General features: G+C 72.7%; 26 protein-coding genes. 9 read left to right on the plus strand and 17 right to left on the minus strand.

Features of this window, described 5'->3' with window-relative positions; all coding sequences use genetic code 11:
* Positions 1-43: 43 nt before the first annotated feature.
* Positions 44-406, minus strand: a complete 363-nt coding sequence (locus tag ABZS58_RS21025) for a DUF1304 domain-containing protein (protein ID WP_354783835.1) — start codon at positions 404-406, stop codon at positions 44-46.
* Positions 407-433: 27 nt separating this feature from the next.
* On the minus strand, positions 434-757 hold the full coding sequence (locus tag ABZS58_RS21030; RefSeq protein ID WP_354783837.1) for a hypothetical protein: 324 nt from the start codon (positions 755-757) through the stop codon (positions 434-436).
* A 97-nt stretch (positions 758-854) separates the two neighbouring features.
* On the opposite strand from ABZS58_RS21030, the gene ABZS58_RS21035 reads away from it, so the two are divergent.
* Positions 855-1,472: a maleylpyruvate isomerase family mycothiol-dependent enzyme gene (locus ABZS58_RS21035; protein WP_354783839.1), complete on the plus strand. Its 618-nt coding sequence runs from the start codon at positions 855-857 to the stop codon at positions 1,470-1,472.
* Between the two features lie 229 nt (positions 1,473-1,701).
* The gene (locus ABZS58_RS21040) at positions 1,702-3,165 is read left to right on the plus strand and encodes a cytochrome P450 (protein WP_354783841.1); all 1,464 of its coding nucleotides are present in this window, start codon (positions 1,702-1,704) and stop codon (positions 3,163-3,165) included.
* A 235-nt stretch (positions 3,166-3,400) separates the two neighbouring features.
* Here the strand turns inward: ABZS58_RS21040 and ABZS58_RS21045 are convergent, their stop codons facing one another.
* Entirely contained in the window at positions 3,401-4,624 is a 1,224-nt protein-coding gene (locus ABZS58_RS21045; protein WP_354783843.1) for a benzoate/H(+) symporter BenE family transporter, read from the minus strand.
* A 66-nt stretch (positions 4,625-4,690) separates the two neighbouring features.
* Between ABZS58_RS21045 and ABZS58_RS21050 the strand changes: the two genes are divergently transcribed.
* Positions 4,691-5,206 carry an XRE family transcriptional regulator gene (locus tag ABZS58_RS21050; protein WP_354783845.1) on the plus strand — a complete coding sequence of 172 codons (516 nt, stop codon included), beginning with the start codon at positions 4,691-4,693 and terminating at the stop codon, positions 5,204-5,206.
* A 4-nt stretch (positions 5,207-5,210) separates the two neighbouring features.
* Here the strand turns inward: ABZS58_RS21050 and ABZS58_RS21055 are convergent, their stop codons facing one another.
* Positions 5,211-5,408, minus strand: a complete 198-nt coding sequence (locus ABZS58_RS21055) for a hypothetical protein (RefSeq protein WP_354783847.1) — start codon at positions 5,406-5,408, stop codon at positions 5,211-5,213.
* A 59-nt stretch (positions 5,409-5,467) separates the two neighbouring features.
* Between ABZS58_RS21055 and ABZS58_RS21060 the strand changes: the two genes are divergently transcribed.
* The 4 genes from ABZS58_RS21060 (at position 5,468) to ABZS58_RS21075 (ending at position 8,419) form a co-directional block, all read left to right on the plus strand.
* Complete coding sequence (locus ABZS58_RS21060) at positions 5,468-5,929, plus strand: GNAT family N-acetyltransferase (protein WP_354783849.1); 462 nt, start codon at positions 5,468-5,470, stop codon at positions 5,927-5,929.
* The gene (locus ABZS58_RS21065; RefSeq protein WP_354783850.1) at positions 5,926-7,050 is read left to right on the plus strand and encodes a histidine kinase; all 1,125 of its coding nucleotides are present in this window, start codon (positions 5,926-5,928) and stop codon (positions 7,048-7,050) included. Before ABZS58_RS21060 ends, ABZS58_RS21065 begins: the two co-directional genes overlap by 4 nt.
* Positions 7,047-7,700 carry a response regulator transcription factor gene (locus ABZS58_RS21070; RefSeq protein WP_354783852.1) on the plus strand — a complete coding sequence of 218 codons (654 nt, stop codon included), beginning with the start codon at positions 7,047-7,049 and terminating at the stop codon, positions 7,698-7,700. The genes ABZS58_RS21065 and ABZS58_RS21070 overlap by 4 nt, the downstream gene beginning before the upstream one ends.
* Positions 7,701-7,765: 65 nt before the next feature.
* The gene (locus tag ABZS58_RS21075) at positions 7,766-8,419 is read left to right on the plus strand and encodes a DUF2306 domain-containing protein (protein WP_354783854.1); all 654 of its coding nucleotides are present in this window, start codon (positions 7,766-7,768) and stop codon (positions 8,417-8,419) included.
* A 279-nt stretch (positions 8,420-8,698) separates the two neighbouring features.
* Here the strand turns inward: ABZS58_RS21075 and ABZS58_RS21080 are convergent, their stop codons facing one another.
* The 5 genes from ABZS58_RS21080 to ABZS58_RS21100 all read right to left on the minus strand — a co-directional run bounded on the left by ABZS58_RS21080 (position 8,699) and on the right by ABZS58_RS21100 (position 13,215).
* Entirely contained in the window at positions 8,699-9,496 is a 798-nt protein-coding gene (locus ABZS58_RS21080) for a hypothetical protein (RefSeq protein WP_354783856.1), read from the minus strand.
* Entirely contained in the window at positions 9,490-9,795 is a 306-nt protein-coding gene (locus tag ABZS58_RS21085) for a helix-turn-helix transcriptional regulator (protein WP_354783858.1), read from the minus strand. The genes ABZS58_RS21080 and ABZS58_RS21085 overlap by 7 nt, the downstream gene beginning before the upstream one ends.
* A 23-nt stretch (positions 9,796-9,818) precedes the next feature.
* Complete coding sequence (locus tag ABZS58_RS21090; RefSeq protein ID WP_354783860.1) at positions 9,819-10,349, minus strand: GNAT family N-acetyltransferase; 531 nt, start codon at positions 10,347-10,349, stop codon at positions 9,819-9,821.
* A gap of 131 nt (positions 10,350-10,480) precedes the next feature.
* Positions 10,481-12,043 carry a DHA2 family efflux MFS transporter permease subunit gene (locus tag ABZS58_RS21095; protein ID WP_354783862.1) on the minus strand — a complete coding sequence of 521 codons (1,563 nt, stop codon included), beginning with the start codon at positions 12,041-12,043 and terminating at the stop codon, positions 10,481-10,483.
* 110 nt (positions 12,044-12,153) lie between these two features.
* A complete protein-coding gene (locus ABZS58_RS21100) occupies positions 12,154-13,215 on the minus strand; it encodes a hypothetical protein (RefSeq protein WP_354783864.1) in 1,062 nt (353 codons plus the stop codon).
* Positions 13,216-13,392: 177 nt separating this feature from the next.
* Here ABZS58_RS21100 and ABZS58_RS21105 point away from each other — a divergent pair, with 177 nt between their 5' ends.
* Positions 13,393-16,152 carry a cellulose binding domain-containing protein gene (locus tag ABZS58_RS21105; protein ID WP_354783866.1) on the plus strand — a complete coding sequence of 920 codons (2,760 nt, stop codon included), beginning with the start codon at positions 13,393-13,395 and terminating at the stop codon, positions 16,150-16,152.
* Positions 16,153-16,193: 41 nt separating this feature from the next.
* Here the strand turns inward: ABZS58_RS21105 and ABZS58_RS21110 are convergent, their stop codons facing one another.
* The 6 genes from ABZS58_RS21110 to ABZS58_RS21135 form a co-directional block, all read right to left on the minus strand.
* Positions 16,194-17,207: a phosphotransferase gene (locus ABZS58_RS21110; protein WP_354783868.1), complete on the minus strand. Its 1,014-nt coding sequence runs from the start codon at positions 17,205-17,207 to the stop codon at positions 16,194-16,196.
* Complete coding sequence (locus tag ABZS58_RS21115; RefSeq protein WP_354783870.1) at positions 17,204-17,626, minus strand: hypothetical protein; 423 nt, start codon at positions 17,624-17,626, stop codon at positions 17,204-17,206. The genes ABZS58_RS21110 and ABZS58_RS21115 overlap by 4 nt, the downstream gene beginning before the upstream one ends.
* A gap of 23 nt (positions 17,627-17,649) precedes the next feature.
* Positions 17,650-18,213, minus strand: a complete 564-nt coding sequence (locus ABZS58_RS21120) for a DUF4240 domain-containing protein (RefSeq protein ID WP_354783872.1) — start codon at positions 18,211-18,213, stop codon at positions 17,650-17,652.
* A gap of 40 nt (positions 18,214-18,253) precedes the next feature.
* Positions 18,254-20,593 carry an FtsX-like permease family protein gene (locus ABZS58_RS21125; RefSeq protein WP_354783874.1) on the minus strand — a complete coding sequence of 780 codons (2,340 nt, stop codon included), beginning with the start codon at positions 20,591-20,593 and terminating at the stop codon, positions 18,254-18,256.
* A 52-nt stretch (positions 20,594-20,645) separates the two neighbouring features.
* A complete protein-coding gene (locus tag ABZS58_RS21130) occupies positions 20,646-21,326 on the minus strand; it encodes an ABC transporter ATP-binding protein (RefSeq protein ID WP_354783876.1) in 681 nt (226 codons plus the stop codon).
* An 85-nt stretch (positions 21,327-21,411) separates the two neighbouring features.
* On the minus strand, positions 21,412-21,936 hold the full coding sequence (locus ABZS58_RS21135; protein WP_354783878.1) for a PadR family transcriptional regulator: 525 nt from the start codon (positions 21,934-21,936) through the stop codon (positions 21,412-21,414).
* A 274-nt stretch (positions 21,937-22,210) separates the two neighbouring features.
* Between ABZS58_RS21135 and ABZS58_RS21140 the strand changes: the two genes are divergently transcribed.
* Complete coding sequence (locus ABZS58_RS21140) at positions 22,211-24,058, plus strand: glycoside hydrolase family 9 protein (RefSeq protein ID WP_354783879.1); 1,848 nt, start codon at positions 22,211-22,213, stop codon at positions 24,056-24,058.
* Here the strand turns inward: ABZS58_RS21140 and ABZS58_RS21145 are convergent.
* Both ABZS58_RS21145 and ABZS58_RS21150 read right to left on the minus strand, forming a co-directional pair.
* Positions 23,959-25,050, minus strand: coding sequence for a small ribosomal subunit Rsm22 family protein (locus ABZS58_RS21145; RefSeq protein WP_354783881.1), 1,092 nt, complete (start codon positions 25,048-25,050; stop codon positions 23,959-23,961). The two genes, ABZS58_RS21140 and ABZS58_RS21145, sit on opposite strands and share 100 nt — an antisense overlap.
* The gene (locus tag ABZS58_RS21150; protein WP_354783883.1) at positions 25,047-25,973 is read right to left on the minus strand and encodes a DUF389 domain-containing protein; all 927 of its coding nucleotides are present in this window, start codon (positions 25,971-25,973) and stop codon (positions 25,047-25,049) included. The genes ABZS58_RS21145 and ABZS58_RS21150 overlap by 4 nt, the downstream gene beginning before the upstream one ends.
* Between the last annotated feature and the right edge of the window lie 75 nt (positions 25,974-26,048).

The following is a 26,048-nucleotide window of genomic DNA, read 5'->3' on the forward strand; positions in this document are numbered from 1 at the left end:
CGCAGCGTAGCCGTCCCCGGTTGCGCCGCGCGGGCGATGCGCGCTAGTGCGCGATCAGGACCGCGGCCAGGGCGAGAGCGCCCGGGAGGGCCTGGACGAGCAGGATGCGGCGGCTCGCGGTGGCGGCGCCGTACAGCCCGGCGACGATCACGCACACCAGGAAGAACACGCGCAGCGCGAAGCCGACCGGGTCACCGGCGATCATGCCGTAGACCAGGCCGGCCGCGAGGAAGCCGTTGTAGAGGCCCTGGTTGGCGGCGAGCGCCTTGCTGGCCCCGGCGAACTCGGCCGTGGTGCCGAACGCCGCCCGGGTCCGCGGCGCCGTCCACAGGAACATCTCCAGCACCAGGAAGTAGGCGTGGAGCGCGGCGACGAGACCGACGAGGACCAGGGCGACGATGTTCACGCGGGCCACCCTATCGGTCGCCGGCGATCAGCTCGTCTGGACCCGGACCACGACCTGGGAGTCGGTCACGCTCTGCACGGTGATGTTGAAGCCCTCGGCCTGGGCGGTGCCGTCGACGGGCACGCTCACGGTGGTGCCGCCGACGTCGACCTTCACCACGCCGTTGTCGACGCCGATGAGCTTGACGTCGACGCCGAGGACCTTGGACTCGGCCTCCACCCCGCGGTCGAAGGTGACGGTGCACGCGTTGGTCGAGCACGTCACGTTGTCAGAGCTGCACGCGGTCAGCGCGCCCATCCCGATGACCAGGGCGGCGGCGACCGTGGCGAGGCGGTGGGTCAAGGTCGTCATGACTGGCGAGTGTAACCGGCCCGCGCACGCCACCGATGAGTCTCGCCGGCGCCGGACGTACCACCTTCCGGAAACCGTGCCGAGGAGGGTGTTGAGGATGTCGCAAGCTGAGGCCGCCGTGGTGGCCGAGCGCTCGGAGCTGGCCGAGGTGTTCGCGGGGCTGACCACCGGGCAGTGGGACGCGCCGTCGCTGTGCGCCGGGTGGCGGGTGCGGGAGGTCCTCGCGCACACGACGATGCCGTTCCGGATGGGGCCCGGCGGGTTCGTGTGGGAGATGGTGCGCTCCGGCGGCCGGTTCAACCCGATGGCGGACCGGGTCGCCCGCCGCGACGCGGCCAGGATGCCGGCCGGGGAGCTGCTGCGGTCGCTGCGGGACAACGTGGCGCACCCGTGGTCGCCGCCGGGCGGAGGGGCGGTGGGGGCGCTGTCGCACGAGGTGATCCACGGCCTGGACAGCACGGTCGCGCTCGGACTGGACCGGCGGGTGCCCGCGGACCGGCTCATGATCGTCATGGGCTCGATGCGGCCGCGCAACGTGGCATACTTCGGCGCCGACCTCGACGGTGTGCGGCTGGAGGCGACCGACCTGGACTGGACGTCCGGTGCCGGCGAGCCGCTGCGCGGCCTGGCGCAGGACCTGCTGCTGGTCGTCTGCGGCCGGAAGCTGCCGCCGGGTCACCTGTCGGGCGCGTCCGCGGCACGGTTCACCGGCTGACCTTCCACCGGTGGCGCGTCGAACAGCGCGAGCTCCTCGGCGGTCGGCGGCTGGAAGTACGGCGGTCGCCAGCCGCCGGGCGAGGGTCGTCTTCCCGGCGCCGGGCAGACCGCAGATGAGGATCAGACGGGGCACAGCGCTCGATCATCACATACCGTCGTCGGCCGTTCGCCGGATGGTCACCGCCGATGGCCATCCATAGGCTCCCGTGAAAGGGAGTGTGGTCGGCGTGGGGCTCTTCGACACCGCACTGCGCATCGACGCGCCGGGTCCGTCCGGGGTGCCGATGCTCAACAACTTCAAGCTGATCCGCGACCCGGCCCGCTTCCTGCTCGGCCGGGTCGCCCCGTTCGAGCAGCCGGTCGTGCCGGCCACGGCCGCCAACGGATCCGTCGTCGTGGTCCGCGGCCGCGAGGGCGTGCGGCAGGTGTTCACCGACAACGCCGCGTTCCACCGGGCCGACGGGTTCTTCGACCTGCCGCCCGGCCGGCCGTGGTCGGGGATGTTCGACGCGGTCGTCACCGCCAACGGGGTCGAGCACACGCGGCGGCGCAAGCTGCTCATGCCGGCCGTGCACCGCACCGCGATGACGCACTACCGGGCGGTGTTCGCCGACACGTTCGAGCGGTCCCGGTTCGCGTCCACGGACCCCGAGCCGTTCGACCTGACCCGCGAGTGCCTGCGCATCTCGAAGACCAACCTGATGCGCTGCCTGCTCGGCCTCGACGCCGCTTCCCTCGGCGGGTTTGCTTCCCCCGGTGGGACCGCTTCCCCTGACGGGTTCGATTCGCCTGACGGGTTCGATTCGCTCGGCGGGTTCGATTCGCTCGGCGGGTTCGATTCCCTCGATGCGTTCGCTGACCGGATCGTGACGCTGGGCACCGAGGCGTTCGACCCGCGCGTGCTGCTGTTCAAACGGGACCTGCCGTGGACGCCGTACGGGCGATGGCTGCGCCGCGTCGCCGGCGCCTACGAGCGGCTCGCCGACCTCATCGCCCGTCGCCGCGCCGGCGAACCACGGCCCGACGCGCTGTCGATCCTGTGCCACGCCGTCGACGAGGACGGCGACCGGCTCAGCACCGAGGAGATCGCGGGGGAGCTGCACGGCTTCTTCGCCGCCGGGTTCGAGACTACCGCGATGACCATGAGCCTCGCCCTCATCACCCTGCTCGGCAGCCCCGACCCCGACGCCGCTCCGCCCGATGTGTCCACGGTGGACGACCTGGCGGCGGTGCTGAAGGAGTCGCAGCGGCTGCTGCCCGCGGTGCCGATCACCCTGCCCCGCCGGGTGACGGCGACGGTCGAGATCGCCGGCTCGCCACCCGTGCCGAAGGGGGCGCTGCTGTTCATGTCCCCGCTGCTCGAGCACCGCGATCCGATCGTGTACCCGTCCCCGCAGGTCTTCCGCCCCCAGCGCTGGCACGGCACGGGACCCCGGCAGTACGAGTTCATCCCGTTCGGCCTCGGTCCGCGCCGTTGCCTGGGCGCCGAGTTCGCCGACCTCCAGGTCCGCACCACCCTGTCCCTCATGCTGGAGCGCGGCCTGCCCGGCCTCGCCACCTCCCGCGTCGACTACGGCATGGTCAACGGCGTCACCGCCGGCCCCCGCCGCCCGGTCCCGGTCCGCGCCGGCCGTCCGAAGTGGACGGTCCTCACCGGTCCCGTCACCGCCGTCTGGAAACCCGCTACCTGAGCGCGATCGCCGCCGTCTGGAAGCCCGCTACCTGAGCGCGCTCGCGATCGCCGCCGTCCGGAACCCGCTACCTGAGCGCGCCGCCGATCACCGCCGTCCGGAAACCTGCCGCCTGAGCGCGCTCGCGATCGCCGCCGTCTGGAAACCCGCTACCTGAGTGCGCCGCCGATCACCGCCGTCCGGGCACCGGCCGGATGCTGTCACGGCGTGACACCGGACCGTGAGCGGTCCGGTGTCAGGCGGGCCGCGCCACCGTCTCCGGCTCCCGTTCCGGGCCGGGCGGTGGCCCGGCCGGGGCCGGTGTGGCGCGGTGGCGGTGCAGGAGCAGGGCCGTCAGCGCGCCGGCGACGAGGCCCCAGAAGGCGGAGCCGATGTTCAGGATCGTCATTCCCGAGGCGGTCACCACGAAGGTCACCACCGCCGCCTCGCGGCCGCCGGGTGCGGTGACGGCGCTGGCCAGGGAGGCGCCCAGGGCGGACAGCAACGCCAGGCCGGCGACGGCGACGACCAGGACGGGCGGGGAGAGCAGGACGAGGGCCATCGCGAGGCCGGCGCCGAGGCCGAGGGTCAGCTGGCCGAAGCCCAGCGCGGCGGTCGCCACCCACCGGCGGCGCGGGTCGGGGTGCGTGTCGGGGCCGGCGGTGAGGGCCGCGGTGATCGCCGCCAGGTTCAGGGCGTGCCCGCCGAACGGGGCGGCGAGGGCACTGGCCAGGCCGGTGGTGACCAGGACGCCGCGCAGGGGCGGGGTGTAGCCGTAGGTGGCCATGACGGCCATGCCGGGGACGTTCTGCGCGGCCATGGTGACGAGGAACAGCGGGACGGCGATGCTGATCAGGGCCGGCAGGTTGAACGTCGGCGCGACGAGCACCAGCGACGGCGCGACGGAGACGCCGGTGAGGTGGACGCCGCGGACGGCGATCGCGATCACCGCGGCGAGCAGCGCGCCCGGCACGGCCCACTGACGGGCGAAGCGGGTCAGCAGCGCCCAGGTCAGCACGACCGGGACGGCGAGCGCGGGCACGTCGACGACGGCGCGGACCGGGGCGGTGCACAGGCTGAGGATGACGCCGGCGAGCATGGCACCGGCGATGGGGGCCGGGATGGCGGCGATCGCGCGGGCGAGCCACGGTGACAGGCCCGCGACGACGATGAGCGCGGCCGACACGAGGAACGCGCCGACGGCGGCGGGCCAGCCGCCCTGGACGTGGCCGGTGGCGACGAGCAGCGCCGCGCCGGGCGTGGACCAGGCGATGCTGATCGGCATGCGGTGCCGCAGGGCGAGGAACACGGCGGTAAGCGCGATGCCGGTGCACAGCGCGAGCAGCCCGGACGCGGCCTGGGCCGGGGTCGCGCCGACCGCGCGGAGGCCGGCGAGCACGACCGTGAACGAGCTCGCGTAGCCGACGACCGCGCTGACGAGCCCGGCCAGGATCGGCTGGGCGGCGTCGAACCGCCGCATGAGACACCCCCAGAGACACCGGCGTTCCGTATACGGAACGCAGTAGGAGGATGTCACCATAGCGGCGTGGAGACAAGTCTCGGGGACCGGCTGCGGGAGCTGCGGGCCGCGCGCGGGATGTCGCTGTCGGAGCTGGCGCGGGCCGCCGGGATCGGCAAGGCCACCCTGTCCGGGCTCGAGCACGGCACCAGGAACCCGACACTGGAGACGCTCTACGCGGTCGCGGGTGCGTTGGGCGTACCGCTGACGGCGCTGGTCAGGGAGCAGCACGGCGAACCCGTCCGGGGGTCGGCGGTCACCGCGACGCTCCTGGAGGTGTTCGACGAGCCGGGGGTGACGTTCGAGCTGCTGCGGATGCGCGTCCGGCCCGGCGTGGTGCAGCACTCACCACCGCACGCGCCGGGCGTCACCGAGCACGTCACGGTGTCCGAGGGCGTCCTGCGGGCGGGACCCACCGGCGAACCGCTGGTCGCGGGGCCCGGCGAGCACATCGCGTGGGCGGCCGACGTGCCGCACGTCTACGGCACCGTCGGCCCCGACGAGGTCGTCGCCACCCTGCTGATCAGGTCACCGCGCGCGTGAGCGGCTATTCGACAGTGGTCTCCTCGGTGTCCTCGTCCCTGTCGTGGCTGTGCCCGGTGAGCCCGTCCACGATCGCGTCGATGGGCTGGCCGATGTAGTCGAAGTCCGGCACCGCGATCCGCTCCGCCTCGTCGCGGACGGTGTCGATGTCCACGCTCCTGTCGACGCGCGGGACGCCGTGCCTGTTGTCGGTGTTGGCCATACTTCAGAGGTTTCCGGGCGGGGTCGCGGCCAAACCCGGATCGTGGCATCGTCACCCCCGTGAAGGTTCGCGCAGCCGTCGCCGAGGACGCCGAGGCCCTCGTTCGACTGCACCAGGAGGCCCGCCGCACGTATTACGGCGACCTGGACGTCCCCGACGACACGGCGCGGCTGTGCGAGGCGTACACCATCAGCATCCAGGCGACGGACCGCCTGGTGCTGTGCGTGGACGCCGAGGACGGGCGACCGGCCGGGTTCCTGTCGCTGGGCCCGCCCGCGCGGCTGGTCGGCCTGTATGTCGACCCGGCGCACTGGGCCCGCGGCATCGGCGGCGCCCTGCACGACGCGGGGGTCGCCGCCTGGCATGCCGCCGGGGTCACCGAGGGCCTCCTGGAGGTCTGGGACGGCAACGCGCGCGCGAAGGCGTTCTACCTGCGGCGCGGCTGGCGGCCGGACGGCGAGCGCCGTGACGGCCCGCTCGGGCGCGACTTCGTCGATCTGCGGCTTACGATCCAGGGGTGATCGAGGCCCTGCGATCGGTGTGGCGCGAGCCCCGGCCCCCGGGCACGCCCGCGCGGGACTGGGCGCCCACGGCCCTCCTCGTGCCGCTCGCGGTGCTCGAAGGGCTGCTCCGCCCCGACCTGCCGATGCGGGTGCCGTCGGTCCTCGCGGTCCTCGCGGTCGCCGCCGTGCTGCCGTGGCGCCGGCGCCAGCCCCTCGTGGCGGTCGCCGTGGCGTTCGGCGCGACCGGTCTGCTGCCGCTGGTCACGGGCGAGGCGATGCGGAACTTCGCCGCCGTTTCGGTGCTGCTGCCGGTGTACGCGCTGACGCGGTGGGGCTCCGGCCGCGAGATCGTGCTGGGCGGGGCGGTCATCGCCGTGAAGATCGGTGTCGCGGACCAGGTCGTGCGTGTCCCCGCCGGTGACACCGTCGCCGGGCTGGCCGTGCTGTCCAGCGGGCTCGCGCTCGGGTTGACGCTGCGGTACCGCGCGGGCGCCCGCCGGCGCGAGGTGGAGGGCATCCGCGCGCTGGAGCGGGAACGCCTCGCCCGCGACCTGCACGACACCGTCGCCCACCACGTGTCGGCGATGGCGATCCGGGCCCAGGCCGGGATCGCGACCGCGGCCCTGCACCCGGCCGCGGCGACCGACGCGCTGCGCGTCATCGAGGCCGAGGCGACCCGGGCCCTCGCCGAGATGCGGGCCATGGTCAGGGTCCTGCGCGGCGACGAGCCGGCGGCCAGGGCGCCGAGCCCGTCCATCGGCGACCTGGCGGCCCTCGCGGAGGACGACGAGCGGACCGGCCCGCCGGTCGACATCGGGCTCACCGGCGACCTCGACGGCATCCCGCCGCCGGTCGGCGCCGCCATCTACCGCCTCGCCCAGGAGTCGGTCACCAACGCCCGGCGGCACGCGCGGCACGCGACCAGGATCGAGGTCCGCGTGCACGCCGACGACACGTGCGTGCGGCTGCGGGTCAGCGACGACGGCTCCGGCCCGGCCCGGCCCGCCGCGCCCGCGGGGTACGGACTCCTCGGCATGATCGAACGCGCCGGCCTCCTCGGCGGCACCTGCTCGGCGGGCCCGACGCAGGACGGCTGGACCGTCACCGCCGTGCTGCCGCGCACCGGGATCCCGCAGTGAACATCCGGGTGGTCGTGGCCGACGACCAGGAGATCGTCCGGACCGGGCTGGCGATGATCCTCGACGCGCAGCCGGGGATCGAGGTCGCCGGGGTCGCCGCCGACGGGCGCCGGGCCGTGGAACTCGCCCGGCGGCTGCGCCCGGACGTGTGCCTGTTCGACATCCGCATGCCGGGGCTCGACGGCATCGAGGCGACCCGCGCCCTCGCGGGCCCCGGCGTCCAGGACCCCCTCGCGGTCGTCGTCATCACCACGTTCGACCTCGACGAGTACGTGTACGCGGCGCTGCGCGCGGGCGCCCGCGGCTTCCTGCTCAAGGACGCCGGGCCGGCGCTGCTCGCGCAGGCCGTGCACGCCGCCGCGAACGGTGAGGCGCTGATCGCCCCGGCGGTCACCGCGCGGCTGCTGCAAGCGTTCGCCGGCGCCGGTCCCACCTCCGCGCCGCGGCACCCGGCGCTCACGGACCGGGAGGAGCAGGTCCTGGCGAAGGTCGCCGGCGGCCGCAGCAACGCCGAGATCGCCGCCGAGCTGCACATCACGCTCAGCACCGTGAAGACGCACGTCGCCAGCCTGATGACGAAGCTCGGCGCCCGGAACCGGGTCGAGATCGCGATCTGGGCCTACGAGACCGGCCGGGGTCGTAGTACTTAAGCACGGCCGCTGTCTCGGTCAGAGTATCGATGTGCCGCCCCCCGGGTCTGGCCGACGATCGACGCATGACCAAGGCCACCTGGCTCGTCCCCACCGGGCTCATCGCGATCAGCTTCGTCCCCATGGTCGCCGGTGCCGTGCGCGTCGCCGAGCTGGGTGGCGGCGGGACCCGCACCCCTGACAACGCCCGCTTCTTCGACCAGCCGCTGCCGGTCGTCCTGCACATCGTCAGCGCCACCGTCTTCCTGCTCCTCGGCGCCTTCCAGTTCTCCCCCGGCTTCCGCCGCGCCCGGATCCGCTGGCACCGCGCCGCCGGCCGGGTCCTGATCCCCTGCGGCGTCGTCGCAGCGCTCACCGGCCTGTGGATGTCCGTCATGTATGACCTCCCGCCCGCCGACGGCACCCTGGTCATGCTGGAGCGGCTGCTCTTCGGCACAGCCATGGCCGTGGCCCTGGCACTCGGATTCGCGGCCGCCCGCCGGCGCGACATCCCCGCCCACAGCGCGTGGGTGACGCGCGGCTACGCGATCGGCCTCGCCGCCGGCACCCAGGCCTTCACCCACGCCCCATGGTTCCTCTTCGCCGGCGACCCCGGCCCGTCCGCGAGAGCGTTCCTGATGGGCGCCGGCTGGGTCATCAACCTCGCCGTAGCGGAATGGGCGATCCACCGCCGCCGCGCACCCGTCCCGGCCCGCCACCCGGCGGCCGCTCAGACCTGACAGCACGCCGCGCTCAGCGCCAGCGCAGCCGCGACAGCGCCGCGCTCAGCACCAGCGCAGCCGCGACAGCGCCCCGGCCTGCGGCGGCGCAGCAGCCCCGGCGCCTCGCCCGCTCGCCGACCTGCCCCTGCCGGAAGACCAATGCAGACCCACCCGCCCGCCGCCGCGCCACCCAGCGGCGCTGCGCCCACACCAGCACCCCACCGACGTCGCCGCCGTCAGAAGCCGTGCGCCGGCAATGGCTTCGACCTTTTGAAGACACTGCCCCGCGCGGGTGGGTCAGTCCAGGTACCAGGCGTGCATGGCTGCTCCGAGGGTCGTGTGGTGGGCGGCGAGGACCGCGGCGGCGGTGAAGCCGATGACGATGAGGCGGGCGCGTTGCCAGGGGGTGAGGCTGCGCCCCCATAGGCCGAGGCCGACGGCGACCGTGCCGAGCAGGGCGGCGCCGTATCCAGGATCGGCGTTGAAGACCGGTTGCCCGGCGGCGGTCACGGCGAGCAGGGAGACCGCCGCGAGCACGAGGCCGGCGACCGCGAGCCGGAGGTGCCGGAGGCGGAGGCCGACGACGGTGCCGGCCAGGCCGATCGAGGCGGCGAGGAGCCAGCCGCCGGCCAGGGCGACATAGGCGCCGAGCGTCAGGGAGAGGATCAGCGGGAGCAGGACCCAGAACAGCACGCCGGACGGCCAGAGGCTCTTGGGGTCGACGAGGCCACCGCCGGTGGCGGCGATGCGGCCCGGGATGTCGAACAGGAAATACGGCAGCGGCACGACCAGGAGCCAGGACAGCACGGGCCAGCCGAGCCCGGCGGTGAGGACCCTGGCGGGCGCGGCGAGCACGCCCTGAACCGTGACCGGGGCACTGGCCAGGCCGGCCCTGCGGGCGGCGGCGTGGAGTGCGGGCAGGGTGCGGGCGGCGCCGAGCACATAGCGCCGGCGGCCGGACGGCAGCGCCAGCAGGTCGGCGGTCCACTCGTCCCGCTGCCGCACGCGGAACCCGGACGGCAGCAGCAGCGTGAGCACCGCGACGGCGAACCGCAGCGACGCGGGCAGAGCGGCCGGGGCCGCGCCCGTCACCACGCGAGGCGTCCGATGCGGGAGGAGGCGCGGCGGGCGAGCGCGGCGCGGGCGGCGGTCACGCCGTCGGCGGTCAGCACGTAGTAGCGCCGGCGGGGGCGGCCCGCGGCGTGCACGTCGATCTCCTCCTCGCGGCTGGACAGCCAGCCGGCGCCCTCGAAGGCGACGAGGATCGGATAGATCGTGCCGGGCTCGAGGCCCGCCTCGGTGGCCAGGTCGAGGCCGTAGCGCTCGCGCCCCGGGTCGTCCAGCAACGCCCTGAGCACGAGCAGCCGCGGTGTCGTCAAACGCAGCGTACCCATATCAGAACTCTACACAGCTATTCCTAGTTCTGCATAGGGTCGGTGGCCAGGATGCTCATCAGGTACATGTCGAACCACTCTCCGTCGCGGCGGAAGCATTGGCGGGCGCGGCCGTCCTCGATGAAGCCGGCCTTCTCGTAGACCCGGCGGGCGGCGGCGTTCTCGGTCACCACCCACAGGTGGATGGAGTGCAGGCGCAGGTCCTCGAAGCCGTAGCGGCACATGAGGCGGGTGGCCTCGGTGGCGTACCCGTGCCCCCAGCTGTCCTTCTCGCCGAGGTAGATGTCCAGCTCGGCGCGCCCGGTCTCCGGCTCGGCGCCGCTGAGCCGGACCAGGCCGACCAGCCGCGGCGCGACCAGGGTCTCGATGCCGAAGAGGACGTCGCCGTACGTGTTGGGACCCCGCTCCTCACCGCGGGCGATGTACCGCGCAAGGGTCTGCCGGTAGCCGTCGTTCATCCAGCGCATCACCTCGCGGTCGTTGTTCCACCGCCACAGCGCCTCCCACTCGGCCGGCTCGATCGTCCGTAGCCGCACCAACTGTCCAGTAGTCATCGCCGCAGGCTAATCGTCGCCGGCCGATCCGTGCGGCGGATTGCGGGACCCGGCACGAAACAGGACGCCGCAAACGGTGTTCGCAGGCAAAAGGGCCGCCCCGGAGTCGGGACGGCCCTTGAGAGAAACCTTCAGTGCACGATCACCGGCGTCGCGGCGCCGGCCGGGCTCTCGTCGTCCGCCGTCTTCGGGTCCTTCTTGCGCGGCAGGAAGGCGATCGGGATGAACGTCAGCAGGACCAGCGCGAAGCCGACCCAGAACGTCGTGGCGAACGAGTCCGCGACGAACGCCAGGCCCTTCTCGAACAGCGGCGGCGGCACCTGCGCCTTGATCTGGTCGGAGTGCTGCGCCGCGATGGCCAGCTGGGCCTCGGTGACCGGCGGGGTGGAGCCCGGCACCAGGTCCGACTCGTTGAGCTGCCTGGTCAGGATCACCGACATGACGGCGGCGCCGATGGAGCCGCCGATCTGCTGGAGGATGTTGACCAGCGTGGAGCCGCGGGCGACCTCGGCGTGGCCGAGCGTCTTGAGCGCCGACGTCATGATCGGCATCATCGTGCCGCCCATGCCGAGGCCCATGACGAACAGCGAGCCGCACAGCAGCCAGTACGACGTGTCGGCGGTGACCTGCGTGAACGTGAAGAAGCCGGCGGCGATGAGCGCCATCGCGAACGGCACCGTCCGGCCGACCGGGATCTTGTCGGCGAGCATGCCGGCGATCGGCATGGTCAGCATCGCGCCGATGCCCTGCGGTGCCATCAGCAGACCGGCGTGCAGCGTGGACTCGCCGCCGACCTGCAGGAAGTAGCTCGGGAACAGCAGGCCGGCACCCATGAACGCGATGATGAACACGAACAGCGTGATCGTCGCGATCGTCAGCTTGCGGTTGCGGAACAGCCGCAGGTCCAGCAGTGGGTGCGCGGGCTTGAACGAGTACAGGACGAAACCGATGACGAGCAGCCCGCCGACGAGCATCGGCAGCCATACCTTCGTCGCGGAGAACGTGCCGGCCTCCGGCCACGACGACACGCCGAACAGGAACAGCGCGAGGCCCGGGGACAGCATCAGCATGCCGAGGAAGTCGAAGGACTCCGACGGGTGCGCCTCGTCCTTCGGCAGCGCGAACGCGGCGTAGACCAGCGCGACGGCGCCGATCGGCAGGTTGATCAGGAAGATCCAGTGCCAGCTGTAGGTGTCGATGAGCCAGCCGCCGAGGATCGGGCCGGTGATCGGGCCGAGCAGCATCGGGATGCCGAGGATGGCCATGAGCCGGCCGATCCGCTCCGGGCCGGCGGCCCGGGTCAGCATCGTCATGCCCAGCGGCATGAGCATGCCGCCGCCGAGGCCCTGCAGGATCCGGTAGCCGATGAGCTGGCCGATGGAGTCGGCGGTGGCGCACAGGCCGGAGCCGATCGTGAACAGCAGCAGCGCGGCCATGTACAGCCGCTTGGTGCCGAAGCGGTCCGCCGCCCAGCCGGTGAGCGGGATGACGGTGGCGAGGGCGAGGGTGTAGCCGGTCATCGTCCAGGCGACCGTCGCGTATGACGCGTTGAACTCGGTCTGGAAGGTCGGCAGCGCGACGCTGACGACAGTGATGTCGAGAATCGACATGATCGCACCGAGGACCACGACCCCCGCGATCTTCAGTACCGCGGCGTCGATCTTGGTCGATGCCGTGGCCGTTGGATTCGTCACAAAACCCCTCCTGATAGAGGTCACCGTCCGTGAAAAGGCCGGTGACCAGCCTACGCGGCCTCGGTACAAGTCGAGCACACGTTCGATTACCGCGTTGGACAGGGGTGTGGCTACGCGAGCTGCCGCAGGTCCAGGGCGTGCCATTTGTCCGGATCTGGACTGCCCGTCGACCACCACACGATGCCGCCACGGGCCGTGACCACACCTACATCACCCGCGAGGACGATCGTGCGGCCGGTCGGCAGGTCGTACGCGAGCAGCCGCAGCGACTCGCCCAGCACGCCCGTGAGGAGCTCGAACCGGTCCAGCAGCCCGGTGTCCACGCCGATCGTGTTGAGATCGGCGGGAATGCGCCGCCGGCCGCTGCCGTCGGCGTGCATCACGTCGATCAGGTTGCGCCCACCGGCGGTCTCCACGATCGCGCGGCACCACTCCGGCGTGCACAGCACCTGCTCGGCGGCGGTGGCGGGCACCTGCCGCCGCTGCCCGTCGGTCCGGTTCAGCAGCACGGCCGCACCCGGCTCGACGCTGACCAGCCACGGCCACGACGTCCACCGGAACCGGCCTTCGATGACCTCCGTCGATACGGCGCCGCCGGTGAGGGCCACGGACCGCACCTCGGTCTTCGGCGCGTCGTCGGGGGTCGCCGCGACCCAGTGCACCCGGTCCTCGGCGACGACCAGATCGTGTTGTGAGTCGAAGAACACAATCGCGCCCGTGTCGGCGGTCAGCGCGACCGCGGGACCCCCGGCGACCGGCGCGCGCCACACCCGGGTCTCGTAGGGACCCGCGGCGGTCGCCGCCGACTCGGCCCAGTAGAGGACGCCGTCCGCGGCGGTCAGCCCGAGCCACTGCGGGAACCGCTCCTTCGGCAGGCTGCGCAGCTCGCGCGGCGCGCCGGCACCCCGCAGCAGGAGCCGCTCCGTCCTGCCGTCCGGCGAGGGCGCCGTGCCGACCGAGGTGCCCGCGTCCAGGTAGAACAGCGGCGTGTAGATCGCGCCGTCGGCGAGCCGCGCGGGCACCACCCCGGGCTGCAGCGTCGCCGTCACGGTCCCGGCGCCCGACGGGGCGACGGCCGGCGGCGGGGCCTCGTGCGACGTGGGCGAGAACAGCAGCCAGCCGCCGACGGCCAGCGCGGCGCCGAGAGCGATCAGCGACCGGGCCCGTCTCACGGGACACCACCTTACGCAACGGTCCCGCGGTGCCGCGCGACCACCGATCCGCCGTAACCCGGCCGGGTCACGGCGGTCGCCGGTCCGGTGAGAGTTTCATGCGTCGCGGGACCGTGACCTGGACCGGGACTGTCCGTTCGTTGACCCGGGACAGTGAGCGCTCACACCATGCGGCCCATGCGAACCAAGCTGAGAGGGCTCGTCGCCGGGCTGGCGGGGGCGGTGACGGTCGTCGCCGTCGGCGTCGTCGTGCAGACCGCCACCAGCCCCGCGCAGGCCGCGGCCGCGGACCCGTACACGCTCAAGAACGTGCAGATCGAGGGCGGCGGCTTCGTGCCGGGCATCATCTTCAACCAGAAGCAGCAGAACCTGGTCTACGCGCGCACCGACATCGGCGGCGCCTACCGTCTCGACGCCGCCACGAACCGGTGGATCCCGCTGCTGGACTGGGTCGGCCAGGACAACTGGGGCTACAACGGCGTCGTCAGTCTCGCCACCGACGAGGTCGACCCCAACAAGGTGTACGTGGCCGCCGGCATGTACACCAACAGCTGGGACCCCAACAACGGCGCGGTCCTGCGCTCGTCGGACAAGGGCGCCACCTGGCAGACCAGCCCGCTGCCGTTCAAACTCGGCGGCAACATGCCGGGCCGCGGCATGGGCGAGCGCCTCGCCATCGACCCGAACAGGAACTCGATCCTGTACCTCGGCGCGCCGAGCGGGAACGGGTTGTGGCGCAGTACCGACTCCGGCGTCACCTGGGCGAAGGTCACCGCCTTCCCGAACCCGGGCAACTACGCCCAGGACCCGGCCGACCCCAACGGTTACCTGACCGACAACCAGGGCGTCACCTGGGTCACGTTCGACAAGCGGTCCGGCACCGCCGGCAACACCACGCAGATCATCTACGTGGGTGTCGCCGACAAGCAGAACACCGTCTACCGCACCACCAACGGCGGCACCACCTGGGAACGGGTCGCGGGGCAGCCGACCGGGTACCTGTCGCACAAGGGCGTCCTGGACACCGCCGGCGGCAACCTGTACATCGCGACCAGCGACACCGGCGGCCCGTACGACGGCGGCAAGGGCGACGTGTGGAAGTACAACACCGCGACCGGCGTGTGGACCTCCATCAGCCCGGTGCCGTCCAGCAGCGCCGACGACTACTTCGGCTACAGCGGCCTCACGATCGACCGGCAGAACCCGAACACCATCATGGTCGCCACCCAGATCTCGTGGTGGCCGGACGTGATCTTCTTCCGCAGTACCGACGCCGGCGCCACCTGGACGCGGATCTGGGACTTCACGAGCTACCCCAACCGCAGCTTCCGCTACAAGATGGACGTCAGCCGCTCGCCGTGGCTGTCCCTCGGCGCGAACCCGCAGCCGCCGGAGGTGTCGCCGAAGCTGGGCTGGATGACCGAGTCGATGGAGATCGACCCCTTCAACTCCAACCGGTTCATGTACGGCACCGGCGCCACCATCTACGGCAGCACCGACCTCAAGACGTGGGACACCGGCGGCCAGATCACGATCAAGCCGATGGCCGCGGGCCTGGAGGAGACCGCGGTCCTGGACCTCATCAGCCCGCCGACCGGCGCGCCCCTGGTCTCCGGCCTCGGCGACATCGGCGGCTTCCGGCACGCCAACCTCGACGCGGTGCCGCCGATGATGTTCCAGCAGCCGTACTTCACCAGCACCACCAGCCTCGACTACGCCGAGCTCAACCCGAGTGTCATGGTCCGCGCCGGCAACTTCGCCGACAGTGACCGCCCGAACGACAGCCACGCCGCGTTCTCCACCGACGGCGGCGCGAACTGGTTCCAGGGCAGCGAGCCCGGCGGCATCAACGAGGGCGGCACGATCGCCGCCGCGGCCGACGGCGCCAGGTTCGTGTGGGCGCCGAAGAACAGCGCGCCGGTGTACACCGTCGGCTACGGCAACACGTGGACCCAGGCGTCGGGCCTGCCGCAGAACGCGGTCGTCGAGTCCGACCGGGTCAACCCGAACACGTTCTACGGGTTCTCCGCCGGTACCTTCTACCGCAGCACCAACGGCGGCGCCACGTTCACCGCCGCGGCGACAGGCCTGCCGGCGACCGCGACCTTCAAGGCCGTGCCCGGCGTGGCCGGTGAGATCTGGCTGGCCGGCGGCACCTCGGGGCTTTTCCGGTCGACCGACGGCGGCATCACGTTCGCCAAGGTCGCCACGGTGCAGGCGGCGAACGCGGTGGGCTTCGGCAAGGGCGCGCCGGGCCGGCCGAACCTGGCCGTGTTCGCGGTGGCCCAGGTCGACGGCAAGAAGGGCGTGTACCGCTCGGACGACTCCGCCGCCTCCTGGCTGCGGATCAACGACGACCAGCACCAGTACGGCAACATCGGCGACACCATCACCGGTGACCCGCGCATCTACGGCCGGGTCTACCTCGGCACCAACGGGCGCGGCATCATCTACGGCGACCGGACCGGCGCCCCGCCGACGTCGTTCTCCGCGTCCCCGTCGGCGTCCCAGTCCCGCTCGGCCTCGCCGTCGGTCTCGGTGTCGCCCTCACGGTCCGTCTCCCCGTCGGCGTCCCCGTCGGCGTCCCCGTCGGCGTCGGGGTCGTCCTCGGCGGCCTGCACCGTGGCCTACTCGGTCACCGGCCAGTGGGGAGGCGCCTTCCAGGGCGCGGTGAAGATCACCAACCGTTCGGCCACCCCGGTCAACGGCTGGAGTCTCAAGTGGACATACGCCAACGGCCAGGTCATCAGCCAGATCTGGGGCGGCGTCAACGCCCAGACCGGCGCGAGCGTGACCGTCACCAACGCCGACTACACCAAGACGATCGGCGCCAACGGCGGCAGCGTCGAATTCGGCTTCATCGCCTCCTGGAACAACGCCACGAACACGAAGCCGGTGGCGTTCACCCTCAACGGCACGAGCTGCGCCGTCGGGTGACCGGCTGACCGGCTGTGGGCGGCGGCGGGGCATGCCGTCGCCTACAGCCGGTCCCGCAGCTCGCGCAGGCTCTCCAGCTCGCGGTCGACCCACCCCTCACCCACCGACTCCGTGCCCCGCATGGCCACCTTGTCCCGCAGGTGCCACGCGATGTTGCGGACCAGCTCCACCACCCGCAGCGCGACGATCCCACCCGTGTCGATCGGCCGCAGCGTCGTATACCCGTCGAGCACCGTGTCCCAGTGCGCTCCGCCGTGCGCCCCGGTCAGGTCAGCCGCCCGCGGCCCGACGCCGGCCAGGTCGAAGTCGTGCCAGAGCAGCACTCCGCCGTCGGTGACCTGGATGTTGTCGAGGCTCGCGTCCCCGTGCCGCACCCCGATGTCGACGACGCCGGTCAGGAACGGGCGGGCCGCGGCCGCGACCTCGTGCACCATCGGATCACCGATCCATCGCAGCGACTGGTCCAATGTGGACAGCGGATCCCCGGTCCTGGCCGGATGGTCGCTGACGAAGCTGTCCGCGGCGAGGTGGAACCGGGCCAGCGCGGCGCCGTAGCGGTGGAACAGCGCATCGGACCAGGGCGGCCTCGGCTTGGCGCTGGTGGCCCACGCGGTGACGGTGAAGGGCCGGATGCCTTCCGGCGCATCGATGGTGCCGACGAGCGTGCCGCGGCCGGCTTTGCCGCGGCCGGCTTTGCCATGGACGGTGGTGTCGTGGACGGCCGTGCCGTGGACGGTGGTGTCGCGGACCGCGGTGCCGCCGAGGGCGGTGCCGTGGACGGCGTCGTCGAGCGGGACGGGTGTCGCCGCGGTGACCCCGTGTGCCGCCAGGTGCGCGGCGAGGTCCTGCTCCCAGGCGACCTCCGAGACGCTCCACCGCCCGGCGCCATACACCTTGCACGCGACGTCGCCGCCGGTCGCGCGGACCCTGTAGACGTCGTTCGTCAGTGAGCGGACCAGCTCGCATCCGGTGACCGTCAGCCCGCACCGCGCCGCCACGAGGGCCCCGATGTCCTCCGGCGCCGCGAGGGACCGCATCCAGCGCACGGTGGTCACGGGGACAGGACGAAGGTGACCTCGCCCCGGTCCGCGGGGTCGTGGACCCACACCTCGATCGTCGTCGGGCCCTCCGGTGCCGGCACCCAGTGGTCGACCGCGCCGTCCGTCGTGCCCACGTCGATCCCGTCGGTGCCGACCAGCAGCTCGGCCGTGTGCACGAGCGTCCACCCGGTCAGGTCGGGCCTGCCGTCATACACCTGCACGGCCACCGGGCCGCGGTCGTCCGCCCACGTCGCGACCAGGATCGTCCCCGCGCCGGACACGGCGCCGGGCGGCCTGGCGTCCCGGTCCTGCACCGCGACATCGTGCGGTCCGCTCTCCAGGTCCGGGGTCGAGGGGACGCCGGTCACCGACAGCCTGATCCGGCCGTGTTGCGCCGCGACCCCGGCGTCGAGCAGCAGCTCACAGATCGCCATCGCACGATCATGCACCGTCGTGGTCATGGCAGGAACAGGGCGGCGAGGCGGGGGAGCCGGCGGTGCTGCTCGGCGTCGTCGTCGACGTCCCAGCGGTCGCCGCGGGCCGGGGACGGGCGCTCGGCGGGGCCGGCGAACGCCGCGTCATAGCCGGCCGGGTCGCCGGTGCGGCGCTTGTAGGCGGTCCTTGCGACATGCAGCATCTCCTCGCAGCCGAGCCAGCCCTTGCCCGTGGCCGCCATCCGCCGCACCACCGGCACGTCCGCGAGGGAGTCAGGGTCGGCGGCGGCGGCCTCGAACACGGCCCGGCCCTGCAGCATCAGCCCGGCCCGGAAGTCCATGAAGCCGTCGTCGCCGCAGCCGCCCTCGATGAGATAGGCGGCGGCCCACAGCGGCGCCAGATATGCCGAGTCGAACACGGCCGAGAACCGCCGGCCGAACGCGATGATGTCCTGCGGCGGCAGCGCCGCGACCCGGTCCAGGACCGCGCCCGGCAGCGGGTCGCCGGCCTGGTCGCGGTCCCCGGCCGGCGGCCCGCACGCCGTGCGCGCCGACTCGATGAGCTCCCACCACTGCCGCAGTTCCATGCCCGGGACGGTAACCCCCGGGTACGACAGAAAATCGCCGCTACTCGAAGCGCAGCCCGTCGGGGCGCATCAGCCGCCACAGCGCCGGCAGGCTGGCGGCGGTGACGAGCAGGACCACCCCGCCGGCGATGCCGCACACGATGGCGATGCCGGCCGGGTCCGCGGCGAACGGCACGTCGACGGTCGCCAGGAGCAGCCCGCCGAGGCCGAGGCCGAGCGCGGTCGCCAGGAGCAGCCCGAGGACCACGGGTATCAGCGTCTGCCACAGGATCGACCAGCCGATCGTCGAGCGCCGGGCGCCGAACGCGACCAGCGCGGCCAGGGTGCGCCGCCGCTCGCGCAGCTGCTCGATGGTGCCGACGAGCAGGCTCAGCCCGACCAGCAGCAGCGTGACCGTCGCGCCCGCGAAGAGCCCCCGCCGGATGCCCGCGAACGTGTTGTCGGACGCTCGGGTCCGCAGCACGGTCACGTCCATCGTCGGGCTGATCGCCATGGCGGCGTTGCGCAGCCGCTCCCCGGCGTCCGGGTCGCCGGGGGAGAGGCGGACGAAGGAGACGTACGACGGTTCGGCCCGGACCGGCGGAGCGGCGGACGTGGTGACGAGCAGCCCGGTGGTGGTCTGCCCGTACGGGTCGCGCCGCGGCGTGACCTGCCGCGCCGTCGTCGGGACCGTCCACTGCGGATGGGGCGCGTCGAGGGCCGGGTCGCCCATCGTGACGGTCCGGCCGGCGAGGTCCGGCTGGTCGAGCACGAACACGTCACCGTCGGCGCACGAGTCGAGCGCGGCGAGCTCGCGCAGCACCGCGCAGTCGCCGATGGAGACCAGCGCGAAGCCGTCCTCGCCGAAGTGGGCGATGTCGTGCCGGTACGTGCTGACCGCCGTCACCCCTCCGGCCAGCAGGCGGGCGTCGAGCCCGGCGCCGTCGGCGACGGTGGCCAGCGACGACAGGGAGACGGTCGTGACGGCCTGTGCGCGGGCCGGGTCCTGGCCGGTGTCCCCGGTGTATCCGGCCGAAGCGGCGGCGAAAAGCATCTGCAGCGCGATCGTGCCCGCGGCGGCGACCGCGATCGCGCCGACGGCCCGCACGGAGCTGCCGCCGGACAGCTGCAGGCGGCGCACGGCCATCTGCCAGGCGAGGCTCCCGCCGGCGCCGAGCCGGCCGACGAGCCGGTCGAACACCCACGGCAGCAGCAGCGCGACGCCGAGCAGCACGAGCGACACGCCGCCGACGGCCTGCCACGGGTTGAACTCGCCGCGGCGCCCGGTGAGGGGGGCGAGCAGCGCGACCCCGGCGACCGGGGTGAGCAGCCGCCACCACAGTCGCCGGTGGGTGCGGGCGGCGGCGCGGCGCACGACGCCGAGCGGCTCGACGACGACCCGGCGCAGCGCGACGAGGCTCATCGCCAGGGCGGCGGCGGGCACGGCGACGATCAGCAGCACGAGCAGCGGCAGCGGTGGCCGTACGTCGGCGCCGTACACGCTGAGGTCCGCGACCGTGAAGTACTCGACGACCTGGCGGCCGGCGAGGAAGAACACGGCGCCGGCGGCGAGGCCGAGGACGGCGCTGACGACGGCCTCACCGGACGCGATCCGGCGGGTCATGCCGCTGTCGGCGCCGACGAGGCGGACCGCGGCGAGGCGCCGGTCGCGCTGCTCGCCGCCGAAGCGGGTCGCCGCGGCGACGAACATCGCGACCGGCATCAGCAGGACCACGAAGATGACGACGACGAGCATGAGCAGGAACGGGTCGAGCGGGTTGTCCGGGCTCTGGCTGCCGTAGCCGTCGAGCCGCTGCACATTGGGCTGGCCGAGCTCGAGGTCGCCGCGGACCGCGTAGTACACCAGCTCGGCCGGGCCCGAGAGACCGGCCTTGCCGATGGTGCCGGCGACCTTGCCGGGCATCCGGTCGCGCAGCAGCGCGCCCTCGTCGGAGGCGAGCAGGTCCCGCAGCGCGGGGGACACGAGCATCGTGCCGGGCGCGGGCACGGCCGTCACGCCCGGTGGGAGGACCGGGTGGGCGCCGTCGGGGCGCACGAGGCGGCCGCGGACGCCCTTGCCGCGGTACGGCGTGCTGATGTTCAACGTCAGCACGGTGGTGTCACCGGGTGTGACGGGATCAGCACTGTAGCGGTTGTCGTCGCGGGCGTCGTTGCGGTCGCTGCGCGCGGCCATCATCGTGGGCACGGAGACGGACAGCAGCAGCACGGCGACGCCGAGGCCGACCCCGACGGCGGTCAGGGCGGTGCGCAGCAGGCCCTCGCGCCCGCCGGTGAGCGCCAGCCGGGCGCCCAGCCCGACCTCCGCCGCCCACCGCCGCAACCGCCCGGTGCCGGGCGGGGCATGCCGCTGACCGCCGGCGACCTTCGTGGGCGCGCTCACGCCGCCACCTCCGCTACGCTCCGGCGTCGGCCCGAGCCGCTGCGCTGGCCGCTCATCGGTGCCTGGCAAGGTCGAGGGCCTTGCCGTCGCGGACCACGATCTCGCGGTCGGCGTACGCGGCGACGCGCGGCTCGTGCGTGACCAGGACCACCGCCGCGCCGCTGTCGCGGGCGGCCTCGGTGAACAGGCGCATGACCCGCTCGCCGTTGAGGGAGTCCAGGGCGCCGGTCGGCTCGTCGGCGAACACCACCCGGGCGCCGGTGACCAGGGCGCGCGCGACCGCGACCCGCTGGCCCTGACCGCCGGAGACCTCACCGGGCCGCTTGTCGGCGACGTCGGTGATCTCCAAGCGCTCCAGCCACTCGGCCGCCCGCCGCTGGGCGTCGCGCCGCCGGTGCCCGTCGAGGCGCAGCGGCAGTGCCACGTTCTCCAGGCAGGTGAGCTCCGGCACGAGCTGGCCGAACTGGAACACGAACCCGAACTCGCCGCGCCGCAGCGCGCTGCGCCGGGCGTCGGACATGGCCGACATCTCCTGGTCGCGGTAGACGACCTTGCCGCCGTCGGGGCGGACGATCCCGGCGAGGCAGTGCAGCAGCGTCGACTTGCCGGAGCCGGACGGCCCCATCACGGCGACGACCTCGCCCGCGGCGATCGACATGGAGGCGCCGGACAGCGCCTGGGTGGACCCGAACGACTTGGTCAGCTCGATCGCCGCCAGCAGCGGTGTGCTCATGCCGCCACCTCCGCCTCGCCGCGGCGCCGGCCTGAGTCGGAACCGCGTCGCTGATGCGCGGCCCGGAGCGGAGCGGAGGAGCCGCTCATGCGCGCACCTTCCCGGCGAGCTCGTCGAGGCGCGCGGCGGTGAGCTCCAGCCAGCGCAGGTCCGCCTCGAGGTGGAAGAGGGCGTGGTCGCAGATCAGCTGGTCGGCGAGGTCGCCGCCGGTCTTGCGGCGGGTCAGCTCGCGCATGAGCCGCAGGTGCTCGGACCGCTGGGTGTCCAGAAGCTCCGCCGCGGGCCGTCCGGTGAGCAGCGCCAGGACCACCTTCGTGTAGAGGGTGTTCTGCAGGTACGGCTCGGGCTTCTCCGGCTGGGCCAGCCACTGATCGACGTCGGCGACGCCGGCCGCGGTGATCGCGTACCGCTTGCGGTCGGGGCCCTCGCCGGGCTCGACGCCGTCGACGGTGACCAGGCCGTGCTTCAGCAGCCGGGACAGGGTCGAGTAGACCTGGCCGTAGGCGAGGGGGCGGTCGCTGCCGAACCGCTCGTCGTAGGCCCGCTTCAGGTCGTAACCGTGGCGGGGCTGGGACTCGAGCAGCCCCAGAAACGCTTGACCGATGGACATGGCGGCGACTCTACACCATGTGTATACCTAGTGTGTATACACGGCTTGTACAGCCTCTGAGCTGGTCCTCCGCAAAACGTCTCATCCGTCTGTACGAGCAAATGTGCCAACCGGAGCAAGGCAGTGTGACCCAGGCCACACCTCCGCCGTTTTGTCCGGTTCTCCCGACAAGTCGGTCTGTAGGTTCGCCCGGACACGCCGTCGATCACCCCATTTCTCCCCTCGGGATGACGGCGGCGTGTGCCTAGCAACCAACGACCGAGAAGGAGAGCCGGTGCGCCTGCCGAACCTGTCCAACAAGGCCAAACTCGCTGCCGTCGCGGCGATCGTGGCGGTCCCCGCCGTCGCCCTGCCGATCGCGTTCGCCGCAAGGGACGGCGGCCTGCCGGGCGTCGGATCCGCCGGCGGCGACGCCGCCTACGCGTTCCCCGCCACCCCGGACCAGATCCCGGACACCCCGGTGCGGGTCAACCAGGTCGGCTACCTGCCGGACGGCCCCAAGCGGGCCACCGTGATCAGCGACTCGACCACCCCGCTGCCGTGGCAGCTCAAGGACAAGGCCGGCGCCGTCGTCGCCTCCGGCGAGAGCACCCCGAACGGTATGGACCCCAGCTCCGGCCAGGGCACGCACACCGTCGACTTCAGCGACTACAAGGCTACTGGCAGCACGTACACCCTGGAGGTCGACGGCAAGGCCAGCCTGCCGTTCGACCTGGACCCGAAGGCCTACCGGGCGCTCGCGGTCGACGCGATGTCGTTCTACTACCCGCAGCGCAGCGGCATCGCGATCGACAACAAGATCGCGCCCGGCTACGGCCGCGCCGCGGGCCACACCGCCGAGACCCCGAACGGCGGCGACACCAAGGTCCCGTGCGCGCCCGGCAGCTGCGACTACTCGCTCGACGTGACCGGCGGCTGGTACGACGCCGGCGACCACGGCAAGTACGTCGTCAACGGCGGCATCTCCGTCGCGCAGCTGATGAGCCTCTACGAGCGCTCCCCGAAGGCGTCCGAGGCGCGCGCCCTGCGCAACCCCGAGGCCGGCGGGAAGACCCCCGACGTGCTCGACGAGGCCCGCTGGGAGCTCGACTTCCTCATGAAGATGCAGGTCCCGGCCGGGCAGCAGCTGGCCGGCATGGCGCACCACAAGGTCCAGGACGTCGCCTGGACCGGGCTGCCGACCGACCCGGCCGCCGACACCCAGCCGCGGGTGCTCAAGCCGCCGTCGACCGCCGCGACCCTCAACCTGGCCGCCGCGGCCGCGCAGGGCGCCCGGGTGTTCAAGGCCTATGACGCCGAGTACTCGGCGAAGCTGCTCGGCGTGGCGCGCTCGGCGTTCACCGCCGCGCAGGCGAACCCGAAGATGTACGCTCCCGACTCGGACTCGACCGGCGGCGGCGCGTACGGCGACACCGACGTCGACGACGAGTTCTACTGGGCCGCGTCCGAGCTGTACATCACCACCGGCGAGAAGAAGTTCAGCGACTTCGTCACCGCCTCGCCGGTGCACAAGAACGACGTGTTCGCCAACGCCTTCGACTGGCGTGCCGTCGGCGCGCTCGGCCGGCTCGACCTGGCCACCGTCGACAACAAGCTGCCCGACCGGGAGCGGGTCCGCGCGAGCGTCATCGCGGGCGCCGACAAGCACCTCGCCACGATCGCCTCGCAGGCGTACGGCCAGGCGTACGCGCCCAACGGCGGCTACGACTGGGCGTCCAACAGCCAGATGCTCAACAACCTCGCCGTCGTCGGCACCGCGTTCGACCTCACCGGTGAGGCGAAGTACCGCGACGGCGTGCTGACCGGCATGGACTACATCTTCGGCCGTAACGCGCTCAACCAGTCCTACGTGACCGGCTACGGCGAGAAGGCGTCGAAGAACCAGCACAGCCGCTGGTACGCCAACCAGCTCGACCCGAAGCTGCCCAACCCGCCGCGCGGCACGCTCGCCGGTGGACCGAACTCCTCGCTGCAGGACGAGGTCGCCTCGGCGGCGCTGAAGGACTGCAAGCCGCAGCTGTGCTACATCGACGACATCAAGTCGTGGTCGACGAACGAGCTGACCATCAACTGGAACTCCTCGCTGTCCTGGGTCGCCTCCTTCGCGGCCGACCAGACCTGACCCGCAACGCCCCGCAGGCCCGGCCGCTGATCCTCCAGCGGCCGGGCCTCCGGCGTTCCGCGCCGGTGCCCGATCAGGACCGGCCAGGGGTCGCCCCATTCGGCGTCGCGGGCGGCCTTGTAGGTGGGACCCTCCCGCTTGGACACCAGTTTCGGGCCGACGGTGGTGTCCTGGTCGCAGACCTGCAGCGTGACGAGCCCCTTGCGGAACGCCGGGTGCCTGACGACGCGGCCCCTGGTCCCCTGCGCCTGCCTGGTGACGGCGACGTAGGAGAACTTCTCGTCCTCGTAGCCGAGTTCGGCGTCCTTGAGCCTGCGGTGCAGGGCGGAGCGGTTGACGCGGGCGCTGAAGTGGCACCAGTCCTTGCCGGTCATCCCGCACTGCTGCTGGTGCGGGCACGGCGCCGCGACGGTCCAGCCTGCCGCGATGAGGCGTTGCCTTGCGTCGAGGATCCGCTGGTACCCCAGGGGAGTGCCCGGTTCGACGATGACCACGGCCTGGCGGGCTGTGGCGGAGGCGTCGTCGACGAGCTGGTGCTGCGCTTCCTCGGTCAGCTCGCCCAGGACGTACGACACCATGATCAGGTCGGCGGGGGAGAGTGGCTCACCGAGGTGCCACTCCTGCCATTGCGCGGTCGGGAGCATGCGGCTGCCGAGCTTGAGCGCCTCGGTGACCTGGTCGAGGACCGTGGCCGTCCCGATCGTCGGGAACTCGGCGAGGGCCGCCCAGGTCGCCGCGCCTGATCCGCCGCCGACGTCGAGGACACTCTCCGGACTTATGCTGATTTGTCGTAGCACCGCGGCGACGGCGGCGTGGGTGGCCGGCATGCGGTAGGCGGCGTACGCGGTCGCGTCGACCATGTTGCGCAGCAGCGGCTCGTCGGCGGGGCGGCCGCTGCGGTAGTCGGTGATGAGCCGCTGGACCGACTCGGCGAGCCGTTTCGGCGGAACCGCCTCCAGGAGCCGGTCGAGGGCCTCTCGCAGATCGGTCACGCCTTTGCCTTCCTGCTCCAGAACCATCGCTGAGCCAACAGTGTGAGGACGCCCGCGGTGATGATCGCGGCGAGGTTGAGCATCAGCTGGACCGCGGAGCCCGCCGCCTCGTGGGGGACCCGGTACGCGAGGGCCACGGCGACGTTGGCCGCGGCCGGCACGGTCGTCACCGAGATGAGCACGCCGATCAGCGGTCCGGCCTTCGCCGACGTCAGCGACAGCATCCCCGCGACGCCGGCGAGGAAGCCGACGACCCAGGACATGGCGTCGGGGCGCCAGATGAAGTCGGTGAGGGGACGGTCGCGCAGGAGCATGTCCCTGTCGACGAGTCCGGCGAGGTCGAGCAGGTACGTGGTGCAGACCGTGGCCAGGACGGCCGTCGCGAATCCGACGGTCAGCGCGGTCGCCGCTCTTCGGACGAATGCCGGTCTTCTGCGGATGATGCCGACGCACAGGGCGGCGAGGGGGCCGAACTCGGGGCCGACCACCATCGCGCCGACGATCAGGATCGGCTGGTCGAGCAGGACGCCGATACCGGCGATGATCGTGGCGATGGCGAACATGAGCAGGTAGGTGCCGGACAGCTCGGCCTCGTCGCCGGTCTTCTGCTCGATCTCGTCCCACACCACGGCGTCGCCGGCCAGGCCGGGGGCGGCGTCGGCGGCCGCGGCGGCCACGTTGGACAGCGCCACCTCGACGTGGTCGACGGCGATCGAGCCCTCCTCATGGATCTTGATCTTGCGCAGCGCCGACAGGACCGGGTTGCCGGCCTCCCGGACGACGTCGCAGAGCACCAGGTCGCCGCCGGGCTGGCGGGCGGCGCCGGGCAGCACGACCAGGTTCGTCGCGCCGGGCGCGGCCTCGATGATCCGCACGACCTCGTCGGTCCGGTCCGGTGGGGAGATGACCCGCAGATGCAGCACCCCTCAATTTTTGTCGGTGGTCGTCGCTACGCTGTCGGCGCCCCCTCGTTGGTTCGTGTTTGAAAGGCCGTGACC

The sequence above is a fragment of the Dactylosporangium sp. NPDC005555 genome, assembly GCF_040605635.1.
GTDB lineage: Bacteria > Actinomycetota > Actinomycetes > Mycobacteriales > Micromonosporaceae > Dactylosporangium.